Below are 24,770 nucleotides of genomic sequence, written 5' to 3' on the forward strand. Positions count from 1 at the left end.
CGAGAACGGCGAGGCCAAGCAGCGCCCATACCCATACATCCATGCCGTACTCCATTTCAGTCCAGAACTTTTGGGCAACAAACGGAATTCCACCCTCTACCCTGAAAGCAGTTCATCAGGGTGGCTTACGTTTCTCGCAATTGACAGTTTTTTCTCGCTATGGTGTGAGCCGAGCCGGCCGCTGCCTGGAAAATCACCCCCATCCCTTCACGGCCGTCACGCGTTCACCGGCAGTTGGACTGGGTGACGGAAAAACGCCCGTTTCTTTCCGCCCAGCACAAGGCCGTCCGGTGTTCTAGAGGCAAGTTCAGATCCCCTATCAGACCGGAGAGCGGTGGTTGGCGGCAAGGATGGCGAGGTCGTGGATGAGTTGCTGCACTTCGCGTTCGCGGCCTCGGGAAGGCAACGACGGGGGTTCACCGAGTGGTCTGTTGGGAGGAGAGGGCCCCGGCGCAGGACTTGAGGAGGTCGTCGTGGACCGTTGCTTGACGGCAGGCAGGTCAAAATGAATGACTTTTTCCATCACATATCCTCTGCGTGGGTCTGTCTCTTCCTCGGGCACTATCAGGGCCTGTCAGAGATATTGAAGTTCTTGCGTTGTCTTGTTGCTGAGCCTCGCCGGACGGTCGGCCGCTGGGCCTGCCAATTATGCTTTCCGGCGATGCGAGTACGTGAGGTGGCAGCAACGCCGGGTGGAAGCATATTCGCCATCAAGGAGAGTTATTGCGTGAATCTTGATGTGCGTGCTTTGTGCCCGGGCCGGCCTATCTGCCGACTGTATGCTACGCGCTTCTGGTGCAAACTACGGCCTCCCACTCGACCTGTAGGAAGCGCCAGTAGGCGGCTCTGCCCGCTTTGCGGGGGCCCTGTCCGGGCTAGGCGCTCAGGTGTTTCGTCTTGAGTGTGCTTGCCCCTGCTGTGGTGCAGCTGTCGGCGATCAGTCCCATGGCGGCATGTTCCCGTACTGCTTGAATTGCCTGCACGGCGGAGGCCTTATCCGTGAATTGGTTCGAGACTGCCAGGACCGCTCCGTCAGGTGCTTTGAGTCTGAATCCGAAAGACGTATGCCCGTTGTTGAAGAGTTCGAATGTGCCTGTCACGCTACTCCTTGCCGCCGCCCGGGGACGATCCTGGGCTTAGTTGATAAGTGAAACGCTGCTCTGCGTCCCGGCCCCCAGCCACCCGACAAAACTTATCGTAAACACGGATATTGTTTACTCGCGAGTACAGCCAAGTTATCTTAGGCGTTGTAAGAATGACGTAATAGTAACTCTCAAGATTCCATCAACTAGTCACGTCGACGGATCAAGGCTTTGTTTTAGTAATACTGCTTACCATTTGGCGGTTGCAGATTTGTTTAGGGGGAACAATGAACGATGCAGACGTACGGATAGAGACAGTTGCGAAAAGGGATGTTGAAGAGTCATCCTCGCTGGGAGCGCCGGCAACGGTGCTGCCGCTCGGTGAGATGTGGGCAGGAGATGTTGTCCTGATGGCGTCGCAGCAGGTGCGCTTCCGTAAAGAAGACTGGCCCTGACCGTTCGAGATCCTTTTCACTCGCAGAGAGGAAGCGCGAACGCCTGGACTGCAAAAGGACGGCTCGTGGTGGTTGCCCGGCCGGGGCAGGATGACGGTATTTTCCCGACTTCCAAAAAGTGCTCTCGACAGGTCAGGAGACGATTTTATGAATTATTGATCCGTCACCATGAAAGATCAGGATTCGGCTTTGGCCGTCAATCCAGACCCAGAAGTACGTCGCATCCTCGCTGACGATGTCTACGGTGCCGTGCTCTGGTTCGAACCCATACGGTTTGAGGATGACTCTGTCACCCGGGTTTAGATGGACCCAATTGTGATAGTCAAGGGGACAGGCGTTGGTCGCGAGCGGCATGAAGCTTGCCGTTTTAGTGTCCCCGTTCATGTGGTTCCTTCCGATTTGCAGCTTTCAGCATTCCCTGTGATCGCTTGAGCGGCGTTGGCAGGATTGGGATTGGAGAGAAAAGCGGGGGTGTGCATCACGATGCACACCCCCGCTCGGTCACCTTTGGTTCTGCCCCAGGTGCACAAGTCTGTCAAGGCAGTTCCGCAGTTGGGCTGCAATCAGCCGAGGCCCGGGATCAGCAGCACTTTGCACGCATCCCCGGTGAGCAGCTCTACGGCTTCGTCGATTTGGCTGAGCTTCTTGCGGTGCGTGATGAGCCAGTCGAGTTCCAGTTTTCCGGAGTCCAGCAGCAGCAGGCTTTGTTCCCAGGTTTCCCACAGGCGGCGCCCGAAGATGCCGCGCAGGGTGATGCCCTTTTTGTTGATGTGGGCCGCGATGTCGATCTCGGCCGGGCGGCTGGGGTGACCAACGGTGATGACGGTGGCTTCGCGTCGGACGGCCTCGAAGAGCGTCGTCAGGGTTCCCGGTGCACCGGAGCATTCGAAGGCGACGTCAAAGCCGCCGCGTCGGCCGGTCAGTTCGCGGCAGCGCTCGATGATGCCGTCACTGGGGTGCAGTGCGATAGCGCCAAGCTTTTCGGCTTGTGCGCGCCGGTAGGGGTTGGGGTCGACGGCGATGACATGGGAGGCGCCCATGAGCAGTGCCAGGTTCACGACCACAAGGCCGACCGGTCCTGCGCCGCTGACGAGCACGGCCCGTCCTGCAACAGAGTAATTGGCGCGCTGGATGGCGTGGACGGCGACGCCGGCTGCTTCGAGCAGAGCGCCGGATTCAAGGGACAATCCGGTGGGGAGCTTGACGCAGATGTCCTGCGGAACGGCGGCGTACTCGGCGAAGACGCCGTCGATATGCATGCCCAGGATGCCTGTACGTTCGCAGGTGTGTGCATCTCCTGTGCGGCAGGGGAAGCACTGCCCGCAGGTCAGGTGGCTTTCAAGGGCCACCTGGTCACCCACGCTGAGCCCGTTAACGCCGGCGCCGACTTCGACGACGGTGCCTGCGCCTTCGTGGCCCAGGATGACGGGGAGGTTGAGGTTGAAGGCCTGCGCGGAGGGGGTCCATTCGTAGAGTTCCCGGTCGGTGCCGCAGAGGGATGCAGCGCCTACCTGGATGACGACTGACCCTTCTGTGGCTTTGGGGTCTCCGGCGTCGGTGACGTACTTAACGCCTCGCTCGGCCGCGTTTTTGACTACTGCCCGCATGGGGGCCGCCTTTCGTTGGTTCTGGTGATGGTGGAGCAATTGCTTGTGGGCGTTAGTCAGCGGTTTGGCCGGCGAAGCGGCGCAGGATGTTGGTGGGGCCGACCTGGCCGCCCTTGAGGACGAGCCGGCAGCCGGCGACGGCGGAGGCGCCGTCGGCTTGCAGGATCGGCCCTGCGGTGACGAACTGGTCGGACACGCGCAGTTCGCGCACGCCCATGGCGATGAGTGCATGGCTGGAGGTGTCGCCTCCACACACTGCGATGTCGCGGGTGAGCCCGGCGAGGGCCATCCTGGCGGCGATGCCGCCGATCAGTGCGCCGAGGTAGCCGGCGTCCAGTGGTGTGCCGGTTCCGTAGCGTGGATCTGCCGCGCCGCGGGTGGTGTGGACGACGACGTTGCGGCCCGACCGTAGCGCAGCCGAGACCTGCTCGTCGATGGCTGCCACGGCCGCCGGGTCGTGCCGTTGCAGCAGCTCGGCAGGAACGGGCACGTCCTCCCAACCGTGGGTGAGGGCGTCGTTAATCTGCTCTGCTGTGGTGCTGGACGCTGAGGCGCTGATGGCCAGCACGGGTCCCGACGGTCGCTGCGGTCCGGGTGTGCGCGGGGCGTGGTCGGAGACAGAACGCGCCAGTGCTGCCATGATGCCGCCTGATCCTACGACGACGGAGGGCCCGTGGCCGTGCTCTTCCCGCGTGAGTGCTTCGGCGACGGCGTCCATGTGGTGTTCGTCCACGGCATCGACGACGAAGGCCTGGGCGCCGAGGTCCCGCCGCCGGTCGGCCCAGGCGTCCTTGAAGGTGCCGTTGTCATAGGCGGGCAGATGGATCGCGTCCGGTTCCTGGGCGCTGCCTAGTTGTTCGGCGAGGACCTGGCGCAGGTCGGCTTCGGCCATGGGGGTGGACGGGTGCCGGGACATGACGGGGTGGCGGTCCAACCGGTAAATCTGGCCGGCATGGGTCGCGTAGTGGTTGCTGAAGGCGGTGTAGCGCCCGAACCCTGGCTGGGCCGGGACCACGGGGATGGGGCCGTGGAGGGGGAACTGCTCATGGAGAAGCTGGATGCCGCGGCCGATGCTGCCGACAGTAGTGGAGCTGTCGAAGGTGGAGCAGACCTTGTAGAGCAGCACCTCCAGGTTCAGTGGTGCGATGCCGGCCAGATCCCGGCGTACCAGGTTGTCGAATGCTTCCCCGGCCAGGGACCTGGAGGGTCCGGCGATTCCGACGACGTCAGCATCGGCGGGCAGGGGCGCGTCGCCAATGACCAGGGCTGCTTCCAGGCCGTAGCGGTGGGACTGGGCAAGGACGTCGGCGGCTCCGGTGAGGTCGTCTGCGACGAAACCGAAAGCGGGCATGTCAGGCACCTTTTCCGAAGGTTTGGACTGCGTGAAGGAGTGCATTGTCCCCGGTTTGGGACTGCTTTTCCGCTGCCGACTGGAGGGGCACGCCGGCCACGGCCGCTTCCCAGGCTTGGCGCAGGCTTCGCACTCCGGCGCCGGGACCGTCCGGGTGGGCTGCGACGCCGCCGCCGGCGAGCATCATCAGGTCTGTGGAGCCAACGGCTTCGAAGGTGGGTCCGGGGGTGGTGACGTTCTGTCCTGAGGACAGGACGGGCAGCGGGGCGATGGTCTGTCCGAGGGGTTCGAGGAGGCTGCGGATGTTCGCGGCGACTTCTTCGTCGAGTTCGTAGAACTTGCTGCCGAGTCCGCTGGCGTGCAGGTGGTCGGCGCCGGCGAGGCGGGCCATCTGCTGCCAGACCCGGTAGTCCATGCCCAGTGCTTTGGACCGCATGGAGGCGGCGAGGCCTGCACGGTGGCCGTGGATCGGTACCTCGGCGAAGCTGCGCAGCATGGCCAGGGCGGGCAGGCCCATGACCGGGATGTTCAGCATCACGCAGCGGCCGCCGGCTTCAACGACCAGGTCGTGGCGTTTCTGCAGTCCGGCGAGGTCGCCCGTGATGTTGAAGGCGTACATGGTGGAGTGACCGGTGACCTGCTCGGCCGCGCGGATTTCTTCGGTGGCGACCGCGACCCTGCGCTCCAATGGCAGGTAAGCGGGGTCGGTCATCAGTTCATCGTCCTTGATCAGGTCGATAGAGGCCATCGCCAGGTCCCGCACGACCAGCCGGAATTCCTCTTCCGAAAGTCCGACGTTGGGCTTGACGATGGTGCCGACCATGACGCCCTGAACGTCGCTGATGAATTTGCGCGTCCCCTCGATACCGAATGCCGGGCCGGGGTGGGCTGCGACGAAGTCCTCCGGCAGGGCCATGTCCTGCAGGCGGCAGGCATAAAGATCACCCAGTTCGAAGAGGTTGCCGGCAATGGCGGTCTGCAGGGTAGCCAGGTCCGTGCCGACGTTCTCCATGGGGAAATCGACGGTGACAAGTGCCGCCCGGACCTTTTCAGGAGTCGAACGTGAGGGCAGGGAGGGCCGGCAAAAGCCCAGCTCCTGAACATTCGAGATGCGTGCGGCGTGCCGCTCCCGGATGCGTGCGGACTCGCCGGGTACCGGCAGGAACGTGCCGCTGGACTGCTCGCCCGCCATGATGGCTGCGGCCTTTTCAGGGTCAATCTCGGACTCTAGGTAGTAGGTGCAACGCACCGAGCGCGGATCGCGCATGGTTTCTCCGTCCATGAAGGGGATGTCAAGGGGCTGGCTCAGACTACGGTGGGGACCGGATCGGCCGGCTGAAGGCCTCCGGCCCGCTTCAGTGCCCAGGAAGCGACGATCGGCGCGAGTAGCGCTGTCACAAGGACGGCTGTGGCGGCCTGGGCTGAGGCGGAGGCGACGTAAGGTTCGAATCGGGGGTCGGCGACGGCGACTACCGCGGGTACCGCTACGGCGTTGCCGGCTGTGGTGCCGGCGGCGAACCCGATGCCGCTCTTGAAGCCGCGCTTGAGGATGAACCGGTATCCCAGGTAGGTGAGGCCTCCAGTGAAGATGACTACTATAAGGCCGAGGAAGATTCCGGCGAATCCGCCGGTGAGCACGGTCTTCAGGTTGATGCCGGTGCCAACGGCGAAGGACATGAACGGGATGACGATGTTCGGGACATGGTCAAGGGCCTTCGTCCATTCCCGGTCCACTGCCCCGATGATGAGGCCGATGATGAACGGAATCAGTGCCGCGGCGAAGGCGAGGATCGGGATGTCGCCCAGCCCGGAGGCGCCCAGGAAGATCAGTGCCAGGAATGGTCCGTCATCAAAGGCGCTGGCGACGTAGGCGCCGGTGTCCCGCTCGTCGCCGTACTGGCCGGCGAACGCCAGCCAGAGGGCGCCGTTGCTGTTTCCGAAGATTGCCAGCATCGCCAGGATCGATACCCCTGCGATGCCGTCGATGCCGACCATCAGGCCCAGGATCACCGCGATCGTGGCCGGGATCAGGGTTTTGCAGACCAGGACAACGGTGGTGGTGGAGGCGGCAGCCTTGCCGCTGTGGCTGCCGGTGATCTGCGCGCCGGTGGCGAGGATCAGCACCGCGATCAGCGTCAGGGCCCCCTCCTTAAAGAGCGCGGTGGTGAAGCCGCCGATTTTCAAGGCCTCGGGTGCGAAGGTGTTCATCAGCACCCCGAGCATCAGCGGGATCAGCATCATGCCTGCGGGGACCTTTTGGAGGAAGGCAAACATTGGGAGGCGTGAACGCCCGCCCCTCAAGTGCAGCTGCGTCATTTACTCGACCTTTCTACGTCATTGTATGTTCCAGTCGCCGGATCAAGTCCGTACAATTAGTACGTACATTACCTGTGGTTTGGATCACCCGTCAAGCAGGAGACGCCACACCTGCAGGCTAAGATGTGCTCAAGCGGCAAAGGAGTCAGAGTGACTGTGCAACCAGCAGGGGCAGAGCCCCGTGAACGGGCCAACGGCCTGAACCGGGAGGAGGGCCCGCCCCTTCACGCGCAGATCCGGGACATCCTGCACCGGCAGATCCTCGAACGGCCCTTGCTCCCCGGCTCCCCCCTTCCGACCGAAGAGGAACTCCAAAAACAGTTCGGTGTCTCCCGCAGCGTGGTGCGCCAGGCATTGTCTGGGCTGTCCGACCTCGGGCTGATCCGCCGCCAGCGCGGCCGCGGTAGTGTTGTGGCCGCCGCACCGGTCCTCCGCAGGCATATCCAGCGCGCCGGCGGGCTGGACGAACAGGCCGCCGCGCACGGCCAGCGCCTGCGAACCCACGTCATCGCCGTCGAACACGCAGCCCCGCCCGAGCCGGCTATAGAGGCACTCAACACCACCAACACATGGAAGATCGAACGGATCCGCTACCTGGAAGAGGTCCCGGTAGCCTTCATGCGCACCTGGGTGCCACGTGACCTCTTCCCGCACTTCACCAAGGAACTGTTGGAAGACGCCTCACTGCTCGGCCTCATGCGGGAGCACGGCTACCATCCGGCAGGCGGACCCAGACAGGTCCAGGCCGTGGCTGCAGATGCTGACCTGGCTCACAAACTCCATACCAGTACCCGTGAACCCCTGCTTCTGCTGCAAGGAGTGACCCGTGACGCGCTCGGCCACGGCTTGGAATGGTTCAATGTCTGGCACAGCCCCAACACAGTCTTCGACGTCGACGCACAAGTGACATCGCAGCCAACGCCTATCTCGCAGGAACACGTCCGGCGGCTCCGGTCACTGGCCCAACAAATCGAAACAGAACTGGCAGCCCTGGACTCAAGCACTGGCTGAACTGAATTACCCCTTGTTGGGAGGATGCCGCAGCATTAAGAGTTAGCTTTGTGCGGACGGCTTCTCGTCCAAGTAGGGGTACACCCCAACCTGACGTCGGCGCGCCCGGCCAGGGACGATTCGCCTATCGGTGGAGCTCCGCTCTTGTTCTCAGACACCTGCCGACCCGCAAGAGTGGACATCCGCCAGCCCCAGCCCCAACCGATGCCCATCAAGCCCCGATTTTTCGGACTATTTCGATGATTCTCGGGCTACCGCACCGCGGTTCCGGCTCCTCCGACTGTCAGGGTGGAATGTGAGAACACCATGCGCCACTGTCAATAAAACGGAAATTCGCCGCTATTCTGACGCCAATGCAGATCGTTGCATCGAATTTGCGTGGCAAATGAGGACGGACGGCAGACCGACGCCCGCAAGTTGCCGCGCGCTGCGCGCCACCCCCGTCCAACGCTGCTCTACGGCGAGGCGATCTCCGAGAAACCGTGACGTGTGCGGCGTGTAGCGGACCCTCCTACGTTTTTTGCTCCTCGGACATAGGCCGATGGCTACTTGGCCGAATATCCGTTATCGGCGGTCTACAACTCGGGCAAGGGCGTGGCCCATGGCTGTTCAGCAGTTTGACCGGTCCGTCGCGGTGGGAGCGTCTCGTGCCTATACCCGCTGATCCTTTTCCGTAAGCGCTGGACAATAACGCAGGCGTAACGCGCCACGCATAGTCTGGCCGACACAGCTAATGCAACCCGCCAGTCCCAGATGTACCTCGCCATGCCGAAGCCTTGCCAGTACTAATGGGTAACCCTCATGAGTTTGACGCCGCAAAGGAAAGGATGCTGTGCGACCTAAATGGGAAATATCGGAAGTAGTAGAACTCTTGTTTTAGTAATAGTGGGGTTAGTATCTAGCTTTATCATTACAATCGTACTGTTCTTTACCCTATTCTTCTTCCGTGATCCGCGCGTCGAAGCAAATACCCTTGAATTTGAAGCCGCAAAAACGTTTCTCCAAATTGCCGGCGTGATTCTATTCGGTGCCCTGGTTGCGTTGTCAACATTCCTTTTCCAGCAAGAATGGACAACTAGACGTGAGAACTTCAGTAGAGAAACCGAGAATCTTCGTGATAAAAGGGAGAGACAGGACGCTGCGCTACGCAATATATTAAATGAAACGCTTAAAACCTACAACGGTGTGAAGCGCGTACGGCGGGTCTTGAAGGCTGAGACGGGCGCCGCAGATCGGAAATTTATCTCCAAAGAAGTATATAAGGGACATCTGCTTGAATTGAATAATTATCAACTTACATTTGAGCACTTGAAGAAGACCGTGCCGATGCTCAACGACGAGCGGCTTAGCGCGGGTTTGAAGGATGGCAATATGCCTCAGAAGCCCATCGATCTTGAATATGCCTATCGGGAGGTTGAATCGTACTTAAATCGAATTTTCAAGGAGTTTGAAAAAAACCTGCATATCTTTGATGATCGCGACTCGGTCTCACTCTCCTCGCTAGAATTTTTGAACAAGTTTGTCGCAGGGAGCCCGAGCGGTAACTTTACCGCGGGTGTCTCCGCGTATATCGATCAAATACTTGCAACATTGCAGAGAGCCCTTCTTGTCCCGCTTACACTGCCAAAAGTCGGAAGTCATTAATTACAGGCGTGATTCTTCCCGGGCTCCAAGTTGGATGGACCAATAGCCGACGTTGCAGCCCAACCCGGTTACTATTGGCGGTATCGAAAGCGCTTCTTGTCCGCGACTACGGGATCAGTAGGAAAACGCCTACCAGTACCTGCGCCCCGCCAAGGCTGGATTACGACCACTCACCTGCCCGCGCCGTCATTGGGCTATGACCGACGCAGCCGTAGCTTGACTAAAGGTCCATTATCGGCGAACGAAAGTTAGCTGGGGGAGAGGCTCTTTCAGCTTAGCTAGGCCTCATGGGAGGGATGTAGCCGAGTAGTGCTCGAGCGCTGCGGCACCTGTGGCTCGTCTGTCCATCTGGTGCCCAAGGGTTAACGCAATGGTCGAGATGTCGTACCGGCCGGAGTTAGCCATGGCGACCAAAAGCGGGTCATCAACTTTTAGCGTGGTGTCCTTCAAATGAAGGGGCTCGTAGCCCTGCGAGCATAGGTGTTGTCGAGACATCTACTGCTGAGGACTACGAGCCTTGTTACAGATTACGCAGACGCGCGATGCCGCGTCGATTCTGTTCAATTTGGAGGGCCATGTTGTGCTCTCCGCCGAGCATGCCGGCGACACCCGGGCGGTGCTGGTCGAACCCGTCGAACGCGAAGGCGCCTGCCCGGACTGCGGTGTGCTGTCGTCCCGGGTCCAGGCCCGCCCGATTCATCGCGTCCGGGATGTCCAGTGCGGCGGGGCGCCGCTGGAAGTCCGGGTCCGGAAGCGGCGGCTGGCCTGTTTGGAACCAGAGTGTCCGCGGCGGTCGTTCGTGCAGACCACAGATGAAATTCCGTTGCGGTCCCGGCTGACCAGCAGGCTGGTGGCTGGCATTGTCACCGGGCTGTCCACAGAGCTGCGTGCCGTCTCCCGGGTCGCTGCAGCCGCCGGCGTGTCATGGGCAACGGTCATGACACGCCGTCTGGACGGGGGCGTGGACCGAAGACTCGTCCGCCGGCTGGGCGTGGATGAACACCGCTTCCGGCAGGTCAGGTATCTGAAGGATGAGGCCGGCAAGGTCACCCGGGTCGAGCCCTGGTCGATCGTGTTCACCGATCTGGATACCGGGGCCATCCTCGATATCGTGGATGGCCGTCGCGGCCAGGCGGTGCGGGACTGGATCGGGGCCCGGCCCCGGTGGTGGCGGAACAGGGTCGAACTGGTGGCATGGATATGTCCACCGAGTTCCGCCGGGCCGTCCGCAAGGCCCTGCCCAAGGCAGCAATCACCGTCGATCACTGGCATGTGGTGGCCCGGGCGAATCAGATGGTCACCGAGGTCCGGCGGCGCCGTGCCCACGACCTGCATGCCAGGCGCGGCCGGGCCACGGATCCGGCATGGAAATACCGGAAGCTGCTGACGTGCAATCAGGAAAATATGTCCGGCGCCCAGCGCGGACGGATGCAGGAAATCTTCGCCTCCGACATCGAGCTCGGCGTCGTCTGGGGCATCAAAGAACACTCCGCCAACTGCTAAAGACCGATCACATCGACGCGTTCCACCGCGCCTGGGCCGAACTCGAATACGCCGTGAAAGCAACCAGGATGCGGGAGGCCAAATCACTGTTTCTGACCCTGCGGATGTGGCGGAGAGAGCTGCTCACGTTCTGCCGGACACGGGTCACAAACGCCCGCAGCGAGGCGGCGAACCTCAGCGCGAAAAACCTCAAACGCGCGGCACGCGGATATCGGAACCATGACCATTACAGGCTCCGGTTATTGTTGTACACAGCAGCCCAACAAGCATGCTGAACACCTGCCGCCACGCTAAAAGTGGAAGAGCCGGTATAACTCCACCGATCTACAAAATCGATGCAGATGCCGCGATTGAAGTCGTGGGGGGCGACCGCAGATGTGAAAGACCTGCCAGCCAAGATTATTGGCCTGTACAACAAGCAAAAGGCGCAAGAAATTTATGCCAAGCAGGGCGATGCTGACGTCGATGGTTGGCATGGCGGACGTCCCTGTCAGCATCAATATCCCTGTCAGGGCCGGAGCGTGTTTCGGAGTAAGCGCTTGCACCCCGTTCGTAGTGGGCGTAAAGACGGTCCTCCTCGGCCGGCTCCAGATGACCGTCTGTCTCCACGCGCGGGGCGTCCTTGACATGGTCCTTTGTATACGGGACAACCAGGTCATCACCTTCTGCCCGGGCACCCTCAACCGGAACGAAGGACTGGGACGTGCCAAACAGTCCCGTCTTGACTGTGACCCACGTGGGCTCGCCGGTGTCGTCGTCGGCGTAGAGCTGGCCGGCCGAGCCGATTTTCTCGCCATCGGCTCCGATGACGTTTCCGCCCTTGCTGAACAGGCTTTCGATGTCTTCCCTCGTGAGCATGAGTTCTCCCTTGGATGGTTTTCTTCGCACTGGGCTTGCGGTAGATCCACCCGTCCGACGGCGATTCATCAGCCTCGGCAGGTGGCATTCCCCACTGCTTGAGGTTCCGCTGCAACTGCCCTAATACGATAAGCATGCTTAGCATTTAAAGCAAGGCTATCTAGTATTAGCAAGTTCGTAGGCCCCGTCTCTGGACCGGAAGGTAAGAACTCGTCCGCGACGATCTCTCCCCCGGGGGTGAGGCCCTCTTCGAGTGCACCCGCTGCGTCCAGTTCATTCACGACGCTGCGGGCATCCGGACACTGGCAGACTGCTAGGCCTCCAAGGAAAGGTCCTGAGATTCCTTGACATCGGAGCGGACTTCATCGCAATCGGTTGCCACTTGGGTGATTCTCATTCTGACGTTAGCTGTAGTTCTGACGACGCTGAAGACGTACACCGATGAGCCGTTGTTCCCGCGTTCGGGAATAGGAAGAGTAGGGCCATCCGATGAAGGGGACGGCGTCGGCGTATCCCCTGAATGCGCACCAAAGTCGGAGTGTTTGCCGCTCCCCTGCACGGGGCAAGTGCCGAAATGATGGCGTCCGCAACCATCGAAGGTTTATGAAGTAGCTCTCGCCCGCCTGGTCGCTCTCAGGAACGTGACCAGCAAGCGGGAATCTGCCTTAGGCCCCTATGGGAGTGGCTGACGGATATCGTCTTGCTAACCTTCGCGGGCGAGTGACGATTGCTATCGCTACTAAAAGGACAATTCACTCCTATTGAGGCGTAATATCCAGCGAGCCACCCCATGAGAAATAGAATATTATGACGGACCTGATCAGGCTGCAGCCCTGATTTGTTCCCATCCCCATAAATTGAGACGCTGGTGCCACGTGCCACGGGAAAAAGCGTTTGGTGGTTCTCTCTTAGTCGCCGCATGATTCTTGGCCTCCCCAAAGCTGGCAGGTCAGGATTTCTGATCAGCCGGAGGCTCGTCCTCCGTCAACGAGAGTCGCGCTGCAAGACCGGAAAGCAGGATACTCAAACCCTCATCGAGTTCGGCCTCGCCGTCGTAGTCTGACAAAAGAGGGGCCAGCTTGCGGAGGCGGGGAAAGTCCCGCGGCGGCAAACGATGCAGGCCAAGCCGGAGCAGGGCCTCGTTTTCTTCCGGATCGACAACGAACTCCTGCAGCTCATTGAGGATGTGCCCGTACAGGAACCCGTAATAGGCCCGGTAGACATGGAGCGCATCACCGGGAGCGAACCCGGCTTCGATCAGCAACGACAGGATCTGCTCCAGCGGACGCAAAGTCCCCAGCGGACGCAGCCCCAGGGGCGTGGACAGCGGCCGGGTGACCAATAACGGCACGACATTTGGATGACGGAGAGCCAGCAGCCGCAAATCATGGGCAATGCGCCGGAGCTGCGCCTGCCAATCCGGGTCGTCGGGAATGATGGCCAGCTCGTTCAGGACAAGCTCTGACACTCCATCCAACAAGGCGGCCCGGTTTTCCGCGTAGCGGTAAAGGCCCATCGGGTCACGGCCCAATTCCTGCCCCAGCCGGCGCATGGTCAACGCCTCAAGCCCTTCAGCATCCACCAGTTCCAGGGCAGCGGCGAGCACCCGCTCCCGGCTCAGCCGCTTCTTTTTCCCGGACACAGCGGGCTCCTGATCATGTACAGGCACCACGGACTCCCTCCTTGGACCGACTGACCGGGTAAAAAGGAAGCATGCTTGCTTACGGCGCAGTCTACGCGTAAACTCTACACCGTAGAGCATCTGCTTTCACGAGTCTCAGCAGCGGGACTTAAGCGGCACAGCCATCCCGGCCGCTCACCTCACCCAGGAGAACAATGTCTTTGTATCCGCCGCCCTCACGTTGAAACCACGCAGAAGAGTACCGCTTACACCCTCCCTCAGACCCCCAACATCGCCGCTTACTCACAGCGGCGGGTCAGCCCGCTGCCGGATCTGAAGGACCGGTCCTACGGCCAGTTACGCCGCCCGAAAGGACCCACTGTTCAGCCCCAACCCCACCGCAGAGCTGCGGTATCCGGGGGACCCGCTTCAGTACCCCGTGCAGGTCCTGAAGCGCCAGCCGCTGTAGCCTCACGGCGGTACCGAACGCACCCCGCGGAAAGAGCCAATCATGGCACCTTCGCAATACGACGTGTTCCTCACCGAAGCAACCATCAACGACCACACCGACTCAACACTGGGCCGGGACTGCCTCTACGGTTTATACACCAGCTGGTGCCTCCTGCATCACCTGGAGCCGGGCACCGAGGTCACCTTCTGGGCAGCCATGAAGAAAAAGCACATTCACCCCGGACACAACGGCCTCCGCATGAAGGGCCCGGCCGCGGCCGACTACATCCTGGCCAGCTACCCAGGGCTGGTCTGAGCAATGAGCACAATCGCCCACACCCACCTCCCCCACGGAGCCCGGCAGCCCCGGGGAGAGCAGCCCTGGTGCCTGGCCTGCGATACCGACCTGCACCTCGTGGTGGACTCCATCACCGTCGCGGACCATCCGAGGGGAACCCTCAACGTGGCCTTCCATTGCACCAAATGCAAGGGCTGCCGCGTCCTGTCCACTACCGCGCGCCTGGTCGCTGCAGTCCTGGCCAGGGCGACCCCTGGCGACGACGTCGTGCACATAGGCGCCCAGTACATCCACTGCGGGGAACCGATGTCACTGCTGGATCCGGACCTGTGGAGCTCCCGCACACACGCTTCGACCGACCCCCGGCCCGGGGACTACCTCGGGGCCTACCTCCGGACCCGGGTGCTGCGCTGCCACTGCGGCTTCCAAATGGAAGCACCCCGCACTTCCCCAAGCACCCAAGCCACCCCGGCCCAGTCCAAACGAAAGACTGACCCATGACCACCGACAGCGCGCCCACCGAACCGCCCACAGCCGCCCGCCCTACGCCGCCCCGCGTGGAAGACCTGGACCTGTCCCCGCAGGGGCTCGCCGACGCGCCCGCGAACCAGGAAGATCCCGACAACCTGGTTCATCCGGGCAACAGCTGACCAGCCACACAAACCGGGACTCCCATGCCGTCCCCCAACTGCATGGGAACCCGGCAAGGGCCCGAGCCCGCACCACTCACCACCTGCAGCCACCGCAGCTGAGGTAACCATAGGAGAACAATGAAGATCCCTGAACCGCGTGGACCGGTCAGCGCCGGGCTGCTGAACCTCCTTTCCGGCCAGCCCGGAGAGGACCCTGCCGCGTAGGCACGGCTCCATGAGCTGGTCGGGACGCAGCTGCCCTCCGACGGCGACATCATCGAGGACGAGGACCTTCAGCTGGCCATGTTCTGTCTCTACGAGCTTCACTACGGTGGCCTGGACGGAGTGGATGACCACTGGGAGTGGCATCCTGACCTGATAAGGGTCCGCCAACTCCTGGAAGCGCCATTCGAAAAGGCCCTGCGCTCGGCAGCCCGCGAATGCGCCATCCCCAGCAGTCAGCCTCCGGCGGACACGCTGAGCAGCGACGACGTCGCGGCTATCCTGTTCGAACTCGCCGCCCAGGACACCGGGCCCAGCGTGTCCCGTCACGTTGCCAAGAAGGCCACCCTTGAACAGCTCCGCGAGTTCCTGATCCACAAGTCGATGTACCAGCTCAAGGAAGCCGACCCACACACCTGGGCCATTCCCCGCCTGACCGGGCGGCCCAAGGCCGCTCTCGTGGAAATCCAGGCAGACGAGTACGGCGGCGGCCGCCCTGACCGGATGCACAGCACCCTCTTCGCCCGGACCATGCAGGGGCTGGGCCTCGAGGACCACTTCGGCGCCTACGTCGACGCTGTCCCCGCGATCTCCCTGGCCTCAGTGAACCTGATGTCCCTGTTCGGCCTCAACCGCAGACTCCGCGGAGCCATCGCCGGGCATCTGGCAATCTACGAAATGACGTCCTCCCGCCCCAACCAGCTCTACAGCCAAGGGTTCCGGCGCCATGGATTCGGTCCAGACGTGACCTGGTACTTCGACGAACACGTTGAAGCAGACGCGGTCCACGAACAAATAGCGGGACGGGACCTCGCCGGCGGCCTGGTCGAGGCAGAACCGGACCTCCTGGCCGACGTCCTCTTCGGCGCCACGGCCGTCCTTGCGGTCGACGCACGGCTCTCCACGCTGCTCATGAACGCCTGGGACAACGACAGATCCTCCCTGCGCCCCGCAGCCCCGGCCGCCCTCCTGTGACCCCCACAGAACCCGCGCAGGCCGAGTACATCCTCCCGCTGCGCTGGTCGGAGGACTCGAGCCTGGAAGACATAACGACGTACCTTGAGCAACTATCCTCGTGGATCCCGGTGACCGTCGTCGACGGGTCGACCCCGAATCTTTTCGACCGCCACCGCGCCCGATTCCCCGCCTCCGTCCGCCATATCCGGCCGCGGCCAGGCCCAAGAGGAAACGGCAAAGTCACCGCAGTCCTCACCGCCGTGAGCCTCAGCAGCGCGGAGAGACTCGTGATCGCCGACGACGACGTCCGCTACACCCGCGAGGGGCTCAGGGCTGTGATCGATGGCCTTGACCATGCTCATGTGGTGCGGCCGCAAAATTACTTCAGCCCCCTGCCCTGGCACGCATGCTGGGACACCGCACGGTCGCTGATGAACCGCGCCTTCGCCGACGACTTTCCCGGGACCCTGGCAGTACGGCGGGACGCCCTGGCTGCTACCGGCGGATACGACGCCGTCCTGTTCGAAAACCTCGAACTGATCCGGACCGTGACCGCAGCCGGCGGATACGAACAACGGATGCCGGCACTCTTCATCGCCCGCCGGCCGCCCACGTCCCGGCATTTCCTCAGGCAGAGGATCCGGCACGCCTACGATGGCTTCGCCCAACCGGGCCGCCTCTGGGCCGAACTGGCACTGCTTCCCCTGCTGGCCAGCGTCCTTGCCCAACCACCCCGTCGGGCTGTCCCCGCTATCCTGGCAGCCGCCGCCGCAGCCGTGGCCCTGGCCGAAACCGGGCGCAGACGCCACCAAGGCCGCCGCGTGTTTCCCGCCCGGACCGTCCTTTTCGCCCCCCTCTGGGTCGCCGAACGCGCCGTCTGCATCTGGATAGCGCTGGCGCTGCGGATCGGAGGAGGCGTCCCCTACGCAGGGGCCAGACTCAAAACGGCCGCCCATTCCACCGCGGAACTGCGGATCCGACACAGCGGCAAGATCCCCCCTCACCCTGCCCCTTAATCCGCAGCCAACCCGATCAGGAGCACCCATGACCCAGGACCAGCAACCAACCCCCCGCAACGGCTCCATCGTCCTCTGCCCGGACGGCCCTCTCCTCGTCAGAGGCGACTTCGACATCGTCACACCATCCGGGGAACGAGTGCCCCGTCAACGGCAGACCGTAGCCCTATGCCGCTGCGGCGCCTCAGCGATCAAACCCTACTGCGACGGCACCCACAAACTCACCAAGTTCCACACAGAATCCCCGGCCGCTCCGGAGGACGCATCAATAACAGGGAAGCGACCCAGCCCAAGAGAATCGGCGGACGGCGGACGCCAAGTGTAAGCAGGCCAATGTCACCGCCGCCCGCGGAGGCGCGGAGTTGTTGGTGCTGCCCGAGTCGAGTCTCTACGCCAGTAACGAGCCGCCCGCTGTTATGGCCCGGGTGGCCCGGCAGCAACCCGAACGGGATGGAGGTCTTCCCGGTTTCCTTCGGGAACACGAGCACCCGCGGCGCTGGTTGCTGATGCCTGCCTCAGCTTCGCCTTATGTACGCGCCGACCTCGACGGCGACTACCGGACAGAGGTTCTGCAAACGCCCGGTCTCCCTCCATTCAACCGTGATCCCTGCTTGGGTGCCCGGTCACGACAGCAAACCGACCCAGGGCACTGTCCGGAGGTGTAAATTGAAAGTCAGTGTTAGCGGCCATGAAAAACTGCCCATAGGCGGCCACGAAATTGCCCGCTGGCGGCCAGTAGAACTGCCTGCCGGTGGCCATGAGATCTGCCCACTTCCTTACTGAACCGACCGCGTCTTAAGCGGTGGGGGCCTCTCCCTGGGGTTTGATGACGGTGTCTAAGCGCACCAAGCGAACCAGGAAGAGGCCCTGTATGAAGTCTGACGGAGAAATCATGGAAATACTTGCTGCCTACGATCTGACCGGGTCGTTGCGCGCTACCGCGGAGCTCACCGGCTGCTCGCACCACACCGTTGCCAAACACGTCCAGGCCCGCGACGCGGGCCGGCCGATCGGGGAACCCGCGGCCCGCGGCCGGGTCACCGACGGGTTCCTGCCCAAGATCGAGGAATGGATCGAAGCCTCCAAGGGCCGGATCCGTGCCGATAAGGCCCACGAAAAGCTCCTCGCCCTGGGCTACACGGGTTCGGAACGCTCGACCCGCCGCGCGATCGCACAGGTTAAAGCCGCGTGGCGGCTGGGCCATACCCGCGTTCACCGGCCCTGGATCACCGAACCGGGAATGTGGCTGCAGTACGACTTCGGCGACGGCCCCCGGATCGGCGGGGTGAAAACCATCCTGTTCGTGGCCTGGCTGGCGTTCTCCCGCTTCCGGATCGTGATCCCGCTGCGGGACCGGACCGCGCCGAGCGTGTTCGCGGCCCTGGACCGGTCCTTCCGGATCCTCGGCGGGGCACCGACCTATGTCCTGACGGACAACGAGAAGACCGTGACCACGGCCCATGTTGCCGGGGTCCCGGTCCGGAACCAACAGACCCTGGACTTCGCCCGGCACTACGGGATCACCGTGCTGAGCTGCCAGCCCGCGGACCCTGCCACTAAGGGCGGAGTTGAAGCGTCCGTGAAACTCGCCAAGGCCGACCTCGTGCCGAAGGACACCAACCTCCGGGCCGAGTATGGCTCCTTCGCCGAACTCGAGGCCGCCTGCCAGGTCTTCATGGACGAGGTCAATCACCGTGAGCACCGGGTGACGCGGCGTAAACCCGCGGCGGTGCTCGCCGAGGAAGCCCCCAGGTTGCACCGGATCCCGGACACCGCCCACACGGTCGCGTTCGGCCTGGCCCGCAGCGTTCCGGAGAACACCCCGATGGTCACCTTCGAAAACGCCCAGTACTCGGTCCCGGCCCACCTGCTCGGCGCACGGGTGTTCGTCCGCACGCACGGCACCGGACCGGACGAGCAGGTCATCATCGTCCACCACGGCGCCGGGGGACCGGTCGAAGTCGCCCGCCACGGACGGGCACGGCCCGGCAGCCCCGCCATCAACGATGAACACTTCCCCGGAACCAGGGCAAAGGTTCCTGGCGATTATGAGGTCAGGGCCCGCAGCGCTGACGAAGCAGCGTTTCTGGCCATCGGCGAGGGCGCCAGGACCTGGCTGATCGAAGCCGCCGCGGCCGGGACGGCACGGATGAACGTGAAAATGGCCGAAGCCGTCACCCTGGCTAAAATCGCCGGCACTGACCACGTCGATCGGGCACTCGGCGATGCCGCCCTGCACGGCCGGTTCGCGCACCCGGACCTCGCCTCGATCCTGAACGCCAACATCCGCCGCACCACCACGCACGCCGCCAACGAAGCGACCTCCCTGACCCAGGGAACCAGCGCGTGGGCCGCTATCGGAAACCCCGCCCTGAACACCACCGCCAACATCACGCCGGAGGAGGCCCGATGAGTCCCGTGACCACGACCAACACCGCGGCTCCGCCGCTGCCAGCGGACCTGGAGGCCCTGATGCGGTCCCTGAAAATGCCCCACGCCCGGGCGCTGGCCCCTGAACTGATCGCGACCGCCCGCGCCCAGCGCTGGGAACCTGTCGAGGTCATCAAAGCCCTCTTCACCGAGGAAGCCGCCGGCCGGGCCCGGTCCATGCTCGCCTCCCGCCGCAAAGCTGCTGGCTTCCCGACCGGCAAAACCTTCGACGCCTGGGACCCGGACGCGTCCTCCATCCCCGCCCCGACCCAACAGGCCCTCCGGACCCTGGAATGGATCAACCGGCGGGAAAACCTGGTGGTCTGCGGACCCTCCGGAACAGGGAAAACCTTCTTCCTCGAAGCCCTCGGCCAGCAGGCCGTCGAAGCCGGGATGCGCGTGGCCTGGTTCAGGCTCGAGGACCTCGGCGTCCTGATCCGGGCGCACCGCACCGACGACAGCGTCACCCGCGCCGTCACCCGGATCCTCCGCGCGGAGCTGGTGGTGATCGATGACATCGGCCTGTTGCCGGTGGCCACGGACGCGGCCGAAGGCCTCTACCGGGTCGTGGACGCAGCCTACGAAAAACGGTCCGTCGCGATCAGCTCCAACCTCCACCCCGCCGGCTTCGACGAACTCATGCCGAAAACCCTCGCCACCGCCACCGTTGACCGGCTCCTGCACCACGCCCACGTCTGCCAGACCAGCGGCGATTCCGTCCGCCTCACCCAAGCCCTCGCCGGAAAAGGAGTCACCCGCCTGACCTAACCAACCCAAGAATGGCCAACCCCGCCGAACCAATCAGTGGGCAGATCTGTTGGCCATCACCGGGCAGTTTTACTGGCCACCAGCGGGCACATCAACTGACCGCCCGTGGGCAGAACGTAATGGCCATTGACAAGTCAGCCCGCATATCGGGTCGCAGTCTTTGATAATGCCCCTTGTCTCGTGCGGCCATTGTTTAGGGCATTATCAGGAATGAGGGCCCATGGCCCGTAAGCCCAGCTCCCAGCGCACGAACCACGTGGCCGACTACCTCCAGGATCTCGTTCTTGAGTGTTCAGACGTCGATGAGCTCCTCAGCGAACTCGCGATCTTCTCGGCGTCCACCCTCAGTCCCGGCAACAGCCTCATGTGCAGTGTCACCTTGATGCGCCGTAAGAAGCCCACGACGGTCGCTACCAACGAACCTCACGTCCGGGCTCTTGATGAGTTGCAGTACGGCTACGGTGAAGGGCCCTGCCTTGCCGCAGTGCAGGACCTCGCCACGATGCACGTCCCGCATGTGAGGGACGAAACCCGTTGGCGCCGTTACTGCACTGCCGCCTGGGCAGAAGGAATCGGTTCCATCCTGGCCGTTCCGCTTCTGCTCGAAGGCGAGGCGAATGCGGCCCTGAATTTGTACTCCCCCGGCCCCCACGGCTTCAGCGGCGAAGACATCGAGAATGCTGAGACCTACGCGGGACAGGCGTCCAAAGCCATCCGTCTGGCTGTGCGCATCGCCCAGCTCACCGAGGACCGCAAGCACCTGACCGCGGCGATGGAATCACGAACCACCATCGATACCGCGGTCGGGGCGATCATGGCCCAAAATCGGTGCAGCCAGGACTCGGCCATGAAGATCCTCAAGATCGCGTCAAGCACCCGCAACATTAAACTCCACGATGTTGCAGCAACCGTTGTCGCATCCGTCGCCCAGGACGCCACGGTGCTGACACACTTCGACGCGTAAAACCCGAAAACTCCGTTGGGCCGCACCCCTGAACAAACGCGACGACGACCTTACCCTGCACCATCTCCACCAGCATCCCTGCAGGCTCGTCTCCTGCACGTCAGGACGGCCGGACAGGGGCCCAGGACGTCCTGGCCGGGACCGGCGACCGGGGGGTCTAACCGTCAACGACAGGGAGTGCCGCGGTGCACCTCAGACCGTTCGTGGTCGAAGGCACAGCCGACGGCGTGATTATGGCAGTTTGAATGCCCGGCGTTTTCAGGTCAACCGTGGTGCGGGTTCCACGCTCTGGTCCAGTTTCCCGTTCGTAGACCGTCAGCGAGTGTGGCGGTGGGAACGCCTCTAACCGGCAGCCGGTGTAGGCCACGGCGGAGGACAGCTTCGTCTCTTTCCGGATCAACAATAGATTCATGATCTCGCTCTGGGGCCTTAGGGCAGCAGCAGGAGAATCGGCTGTGTCGATGGCAACGGGCCACGGCGAACGCTAAAATAATGCCCATATGCGGGGCCCTGCGAGGCCCGCTGACGCTCAACAAGCAGTCCCCCCTGTTCAGCCACGAGGCGCGGGGAGGAAGCCGCCGGCCATGGACATGAACGAACATCACGACATCCAATTCCTGAACACTGTCCTGACACGTTGGGACATCAGGATCGGGGAGCTATGGCTCCAGTACTTTGGTCTCGGCGGCGCAGCCAGCGAGTTCGATATCGAAGCACACCTTCAGGCCCTGATTTCCCTCCCTCACTGCGAACGACAGCTCCTGCAAATGGCTGCCGAAGAAATCATTGCCACGTCCCAATGACCGGCAGCCTGCCGTCACCGACAGAAGCTAAGTCCCTGCAGGGATGGCTGCTCCGGCACCGCCCCGGGAAAAGGCCGGCGGAAAGGTCCTCTCTGCCGCCGGGGAATGAGCTTTCCCGCGAATGCTCCCCCAACGCACCAAAGAACCCGACCACGCCTTTGGCAGGCTGCTGGGATTTCTCGCGTCGGAACGTTTACGTATGCCTAACGCCGCGTGCCCAGCCTGCGCTCGATGCTCCGAGCCGCGGACGGGCGCGCACGTGCGCAGAGCCCTCATCAGGTGCCGGTTTCGTAGTGTGGCTCCGCGACTGGTTTGGACTCCGCGGAGCGGACTTCTCTCAAATATACGGAGGCGCCGACGATAACGGCGACCGCCAGGAATTCGCTTTGCCAGTTCTGGAAGGATTCGAACCAGAACTGGGACGTGCCCACGAATTCGAGCACACTCACCGAGGGCTCGCCGTGGGCGAGCTGTTCCTCGCTGTATGCCGCCGCTCCCCCGAAGGCATGCAGGAGGATCGAGGCGCCGAAGAGGACAAAGAAGAGGCCGGATAGCGAGTGCTCATAAACCTTCAAGACCCAGCCGCCGCGGCGGACCGGCCAGGGGGTGTCGGGGCCCTGAGGCGCCGTGCGGGGATCCTGGTCCTGAGGAGCGGCCTTCCCCACGGGTTTGGACTCGGAAGATCCCTTCTGGAAGAGGTAGCCCGTCAGCACCACGTACATGCCCATCTGCAGGAACTCGGACTCCCAATTCTCAAACGTCGCTTCCACAAACGCCCCCGTTGCCACATATTCACCAACGGTCACCGCGGCCTGGCCATGGGCGAGTTGATCATTGCTGTATGAGGCCGCTCCCGTGAGGACCATACCGGCAAAAAACACCAGAAACAGCAGGACATTGGCCAGCAACAACCCGTGGTCCCGAACCCATTCACGCACCTGAAACCTCCTCCGAGACGGCAGAAGCCGGTGAAGCCGGCCCCGGCCGCGCACCCGTGACTATGTCAATCTAACAGGGGCCCACGAGGACGACCCGAACGGTGCCCACCTGGACATGCTGCGCGGAGCGATTCGAACCAAGATGCCGCATGAGGTACGCGCTCATATAGTCTGAAAACATGTCTTCCGGTCCACTCAGAATCGTTGTCCTCCTGTTCCCAAGGGTCACCCAACTGGACTTCACGGGGCCCGCTCAGGTTTTCTCCAAGTTTCCGAATGCTGAAGTTCACCTCGCTTGGCGTGACCTGAATCCTGTCACCACCGACGCCGGGTGGTGCATTGTGCCGACTACGACACTTAACGACTGTCCCCAGGCTGATGTCCTCTTTGTTCCCGGAGGCGCGGGGGCGTTCGACATGTTCGACGCCCCTGACGTTCTGGAGTTCCTCCGCGTGCAAGCGAGGAACGCCCGGTGGATCACCTCCGTTTGCACAGGATCATTCACCCTTGCTGCCGCGGGTCTTCTTATGGGCTATCGGGCCACAAGCCACTGGGCCTCCCTGCGAATGCTCGAACACTTCGGGGTGGAACCGACATCGGAAAGAGTCGTCCGTGACAGAAACCGGATAACGGGCGCCGGCGTTACCTCAGGGATTGATTTTGCATTCACACTAGCGGCGGAGCTCTTCGGTGACGATGAAGCCCGGAAGATACAACTGGCGATCGAATACGACCCGAAGCCCCCGTTCGATCACGGCTCGCCAAGTAAGGCAGATCCCGAAACGGTAAAGAGCATCATAGCCGCCACCGAGAAACTCCGCATGGCCACGGTCCAAGCTTCTGCCAGTGCCCTGGCGACGGCTTAGCCCTCCGCATCGGTCGATTTGAAACAATGGGCCGGGACGTCCACTGGGTGTCGCCGGGGCCGAAAGTAGCCTTCCCTTCTAAGGCAGCTTTAAGAAGGTTGTTGAGCCTTGGTGTGGGCGAGCCGGGTAGGAGTCGGTGCCTGTTTCGATGATGGCACCATTGAAGGTCAGACGGTCCACGATGGCGGCGCATAGGCGCGGGTCCGTGCGCATCGTCGGAACGGTGATGCAGCGGGTCCATGAACTTCCCGGGACGACTTTCTCGAACCCGGGACAGCGGGGCGGTTACGATGCCGACAAAATGTCCGCCCTGACCTTGACAGAGCTGGAACGCTGGCTGGCCTTGGCTGTCGCCGGCTACCACGGCAGCATCCACGGATCCCTGAACCAGACACCCGCCGGGCGCTGGGACGAGGGCGTGAAAGAGCTCGGTGCGCAGCCTGTCGTTGCGCATCCCGCCGCGTTTCTCGTCGATTTCCTGCCGGTCATCCGGCGCCGAATCACCCGCACCGGCTTCGTCATCGACCACGTCCACTACTTCGCGAACGTGCTCAAACCCTGGATCGCACGGCGGGACCGGGAGGAAAAATTCATCATCCGGCGGGATCCGCGGGACATCAGCAGGGTCTGGGTGCTGGAACCGGAAGGAACGGCCTATGTGGAAGTCCCATACCGCACCGTTTCCCACCCGGCGGTGACGTTGTGGGAACACCGGCAGGCACTGGCGCGGCTCCGTCAACAGGGACATGACCAGGTCAACGAAGAAGCACTGTTCCGCATGATGGATCAGATGCGCGAGATCACCGCCACGGCCCAAAAAGAAACCCGCAGATCACGCCGGGACCTGCAACGGCGGCGCCACCTCCAGGCCTCCGGGCCCGCGATGAACCCGTCGGCTCCACCTGATGAAATGCTGCCGCCCACGAATGACGAGGCCGCACCCCGTCCTTTTGACCAGGTCGAGCAGTGGTGAACATC

The 24,770-nt window shown here is 62.7% G+C and carries 23 protein-coding genes and 4 pseudogenes; 16 read left to right on the top strand and 11 right to left on the bottom strand.

The window, feature by feature from the left end; translation table 11 throughout:
• Positions 1 to 319: 319 nt before the first annotated feature.
• A complete protein-coding gene (locus GUV69_RS05070; RefSeq protein WP_164200316.1) occupies positions 320 to 523 on the bottom strand; it encodes a hypothetical protein in 204 nt (67 codons plus the stop codon).
• A 352-nt stretch (positions 524 to 875) separates the two neighbouring features.
• Positions 876 to 1,100, bottom strand: a complete 225-nt coding sequence (locus GUV69_RS05075; protein ID WP_164200318.1) for a YegP family protein — start codon at positions 1,098 to 1,100, stop codon at positions 876 to 878.
• 269 nt (positions 1,101 to 1,369) lie between these two features.
• Between GUV69_RS05075 and GUV69_RS05080 the strand changes: the two genes are divergently transcribed.
• Positions 1,370 to 1,537 (top strand): hypothetical protein, encoded by a 168-nt coding sequence (locus GUV69_RS05080; RefSeq protein WP_164200320.1) that lies wholly within the window; start codon positions 1,370 to 1,372, stop codon positions 1,535 to 1,537.
• Between the two features lie 563 nt (positions 1,538 to 2,100).
• On the opposite strand, the gene GUV69_RS05085 is transcribed toward GUV69_RS05080, so the two are convergent.
• From GUV69_RS05085 to GUV69_RS05100, 4 genes are read right to left on the bottom strand one after another with little or no spacing between them, the layout of a single operon-like run.
• The gene (locus GUV69_RS05085) at positions 2,101 to 3,144 is read right to left on the bottom strand and encodes an alcohol dehydrogenase catalytic domain-containing protein (RefSeq protein ID WP_164200322.1); all 1,044 of its coding nucleotides are present in this window, start codon (positions 3,142 to 3,144) and stop codon (positions 2,101 to 2,103) included.
• Positions 3,145 to 3,196: 52 nt separating this feature from the next.
• Positions 3,197 to 4,495 carry a four-carbon acid sugar kinase family protein gene (locus tag GUV69_RS05090; RefSeq protein ID WP_164200324.1) on the bottom strand — a complete coding sequence of 433 codons (1,299 nt, stop codon included), beginning with the start codon at positions 4,493 to 4,495 and terminating at the stop codon, positions 3,197 to 3,199.
• Position 4,496: 1 nt separating this feature from the next.
• Positions 4,497 to 5,762 (bottom strand): RuBisCO large subunit C-terminal-like domain-containing protein, encoded by a 1,266-nt coding sequence (locus GUV69_RS05095; RefSeq protein WP_164206242.1) that lies wholly within the window; start codon positions 5,760 to 5,762, stop codon positions 4,497 to 4,499.
• Between the two features lie 38 nt (positions 5,763 to 5,800).
• The gene (locus GUV69_RS05100; RefSeq protein ID WP_164200326.1) at positions 5,801 to 6,811 is read right to left on the bottom strand and encodes a 2-keto-3-deoxygluconate permease; all 1,011 of its coding nucleotides are present in this window, start codon (positions 6,809 to 6,811) and stop codon (positions 5,801 to 5,803) included.
• 150 nt (positions 6,812 to 6,961) lie between these two features.
• On the opposite strand from GUV69_RS05100, the gene GUV69_RS05105 reads away from it, so the two are divergent.
• The 3 genes and pseudogenes from GUV69_RS05105 to GUV69_RS05115 all read left to right on the top strand — a co-directional run bounded on the left by GUV69_RS05105 (position 6,962) and on the right by GUV69_RS05115 (position 11,244).
• Positions 6,962 to 7,822, top strand: a complete 861-nt coding sequence (locus GUV69_RS05105; protein ID WP_244292624.1) for a GntR family transcriptional regulator — start codon at positions 6,962 to 6,964, stop codon at positions 7,820 to 7,822.
• Between the two features lie 843 nt (positions 7,823 to 8,665).
• The gene (locus GUV69_RS05110; RefSeq protein WP_164200328.1) at positions 8,666 to 9,466 is read left to right on the top strand and encodes a hypothetical protein; all 801 of its coding nucleotides are present in this window, start codon (positions 8,666 to 8,668) and stop codon (positions 9,464 to 9,466) included.
• 517 nt (positions 9,467 to 9,983) lie between these two features.
• Positions 9,984 to 11,244: pseudogene (locus GUV69_RS05115) on the top strand (ISL3 family transposase).
• Between the two features lie 124 nt (positions 11,245 to 11,368).
• Here GUV69_RS05115 and GUV69_RS05120 read toward each other — a convergent pair.
• From GUV69_RS05120 to GUV69_RS05125, 3 genes and pseudogenes are all read right to left on the bottom strand, one after another.
• Complete coding sequence (locus GUV69_RS05120) at positions 11,369 to 11,827, bottom strand: PRC-barrel domain-containing protein (protein WP_164200330.1); 459 nt, start codon at positions 11,825 to 11,827, stop codon at positions 11,369 to 11,371.
• 203 nt (positions 11,828 to 12,030) lie between these two features.
• Positions 12,031 to 12,209 (bottom strand): annotated as a pseudogene (locus GUV69_RS23135) (DUF4193 domain-containing protein); the annotation flags it as partial.
• Positions 12,210 to 12,776: 567 nt separating this feature from the next.
• Positions 12,777 to 13,433: a TetR/AcrR family transcriptional regulator C-terminal domain-containing protein gene (locus GUV69_RS05125; RefSeq protein WP_244292625.1), complete on the bottom strand. Its 657-nt coding sequence runs from the start codon at positions 13,431 to 13,433 to the stop codon at positions 12,777 to 12,779.
• A gap of 526 nt (positions 13,434 to 13,959) precedes the next feature.
• Between GUV69_RS05125 and GUV69_RS05130 the strand changes: the two genes are divergently transcribed.
• From GUV69_RS05130 to GUV69_RS05175, 10 genes and pseudogenes are all read left to right on the top strand, one after another.
• Complete coding sequence (locus tag GUV69_RS05130; protein ID WP_164200334.1) at positions 13,960 to 14,214, top strand: hypothetical protein; 255 nt, start codon at positions 13,960 to 13,962, stop codon at positions 14,212 to 14,214.
• A gap of 3 nt (positions 14,215 to 14,217) precedes the next feature.
• Complete coding sequence (locus GUV69_RS05135) at positions 14,218 to 14,697, top strand: hypothetical protein (protein ID WP_164200336.1); 480 nt, start codon at positions 14,218 to 14,220, stop codon at positions 14,695 to 14,697.
• A complete protein-coding gene (locus GUV69_RS05140) occupies positions 14,694 to 14,846 on the top strand; it encodes a hypothetical protein (protein WP_164198699.1) in 153 nt (50 codons plus the stop codon). Before GUV69_RS05135 ends, GUV69_RS05140 begins: the two co-directional genes overlap by 4 nt.
• 120 nt (positions 14,847 to 14,966) lie before the next feature.
• Positions 14,967 to 16,025, top strand: a pseudogene (locus GUV69_RS05145) (iron-containing redox enzyme family protein).
• A complete protein-coding gene (locus tag GUV69_RS05150) occupies positions 16,022 to 17,023 on the top strand; it encodes a glycosyltransferase family 2 protein (protein ID WP_164200338.1) in 1,002 nt (333 codons plus the stop codon). Before GUV69_RS05145 ends, GUV69_RS05150 begins: the two are co-directional and overlap by 4 nt.
• A 28-nt stretch (positions 17,024 to 17,051) precedes the next feature.
• A complete protein-coding gene (locus GUV69_RS05155; RefSeq protein WP_164200340.1) occupies positions 17,052 to 17,348 on the top strand; it encodes a CDGSH iron-sulfur domain-containing protein in 297 nt (98 codons plus the stop codon).
• A 546-nt stretch (positions 17,349 to 17,894) separates the two neighbouring features.
• Complete coding sequence (gene istA / locus GUV69_RS05160; RefSeq protein WP_164200342.1) at positions 17,895 to 19,436, top strand: IS21 family transposase; 1,542 nt, start codon at positions 17,895 to 17,897, stop codon at positions 19,434 to 19,436.
• Entirely contained in the window at positions 19,433 to 20,221 is a 789-nt protein-coding gene (gene istB / locus GUV69_RS05165; protein ID WP_164198841.1) for an IS21-like element helper ATPase IstB, read from the top strand. Before istA ends, istB begins: the two co-directional genes overlap by 4 nt.
• 220 nt (positions 20,222 to 20,441) lie before the next feature.
• Entirely contained in the window at positions 20,442 to 21,185 is a 744-nt protein-coding gene (locus tag GUV69_RS05170; protein ID WP_164200344.1) for a GAF and ANTAR domain-containing protein, read from the top strand.
• Between the two features lie 584 nt (positions 21,186 to 21,769).
• On the top strand, positions 21,770 to 21,988 hold the full coding sequence (locus GUV69_RS05175; RefSeq protein WP_164200346.1) for a hypothetical protein: 219 nt from the start codon (positions 21,770 to 21,772) through the stop codon (positions 21,986 to 21,988).
• 275 nt (positions 21,989 to 22,263) lie between these two features.
• Here the strand turns inward: GUV69_RS05175 and GUV69_RS05180 are convergent, their stop codons facing one another.
• Positions 22,264 to 22,926 carry a DUF6766 family protein gene (locus GUV69_RS05180; RefSeq protein WP_164200348.1) on the bottom strand — a complete coding sequence of 221 codons (663 nt, stop codon included), beginning with the start codon at positions 22,924 to 22,926 and terminating at the stop codon, positions 22,264 to 22,266.
• A 179-nt stretch (positions 22,927 to 23,105) separates the two neighbouring features.
• On the opposite strand from GUV69_RS05180, the gene GUV69_RS05185 reads away from it, so the two are divergent.
• Entirely contained in the window at positions 23,106 to 23,792 is a 687-nt protein-coding gene (locus GUV69_RS05185; protein WP_164200350.1) for a DJ-1/PfpI family protein, read from the top strand.
• 89 nt (positions 23,793 to 23,881) lie between these two features.
• Here GUV69_RS05185 and GUV69_RS23140 read toward each other — a convergent pair.
• A pseudogene (locus GUV69_RS23140) lies at positions 23,882 to 23,999 on the bottom strand (IS21-like element helper ATPase IstB); the annotation flags it as partial.
• A 4-nt stretch (positions 24,000 to 24,003) separates the two neighbouring features.
• On the opposite strand from GUV69_RS23140, the gene GUV69_RS05190 reads away from it, so the two are divergent.
• Positions 24,004 to 24,765, top strand: a complete 762-nt coding sequence (locus tag GUV69_RS05190; RefSeq protein ID WP_244292839.1) for a Mu transposase C-terminal domain-containing protein — start codon at positions 24,004 to 24,006, stop codon at positions 24,763 to 24,765.
• The last annotated feature ends 5 nt before the right edge of the window (positions 24,766 to 24,770 follow it).

This window comes from [Micrococcus luteus] ATCC 49442, from assembly GCF_010367585.1.
Lineage (GTDB): Bacteria > Actinomycetota > Actinomycetes > Actinomycetales > Micrococcaceae > Arthrobacter > Arthrobacter luteus_A.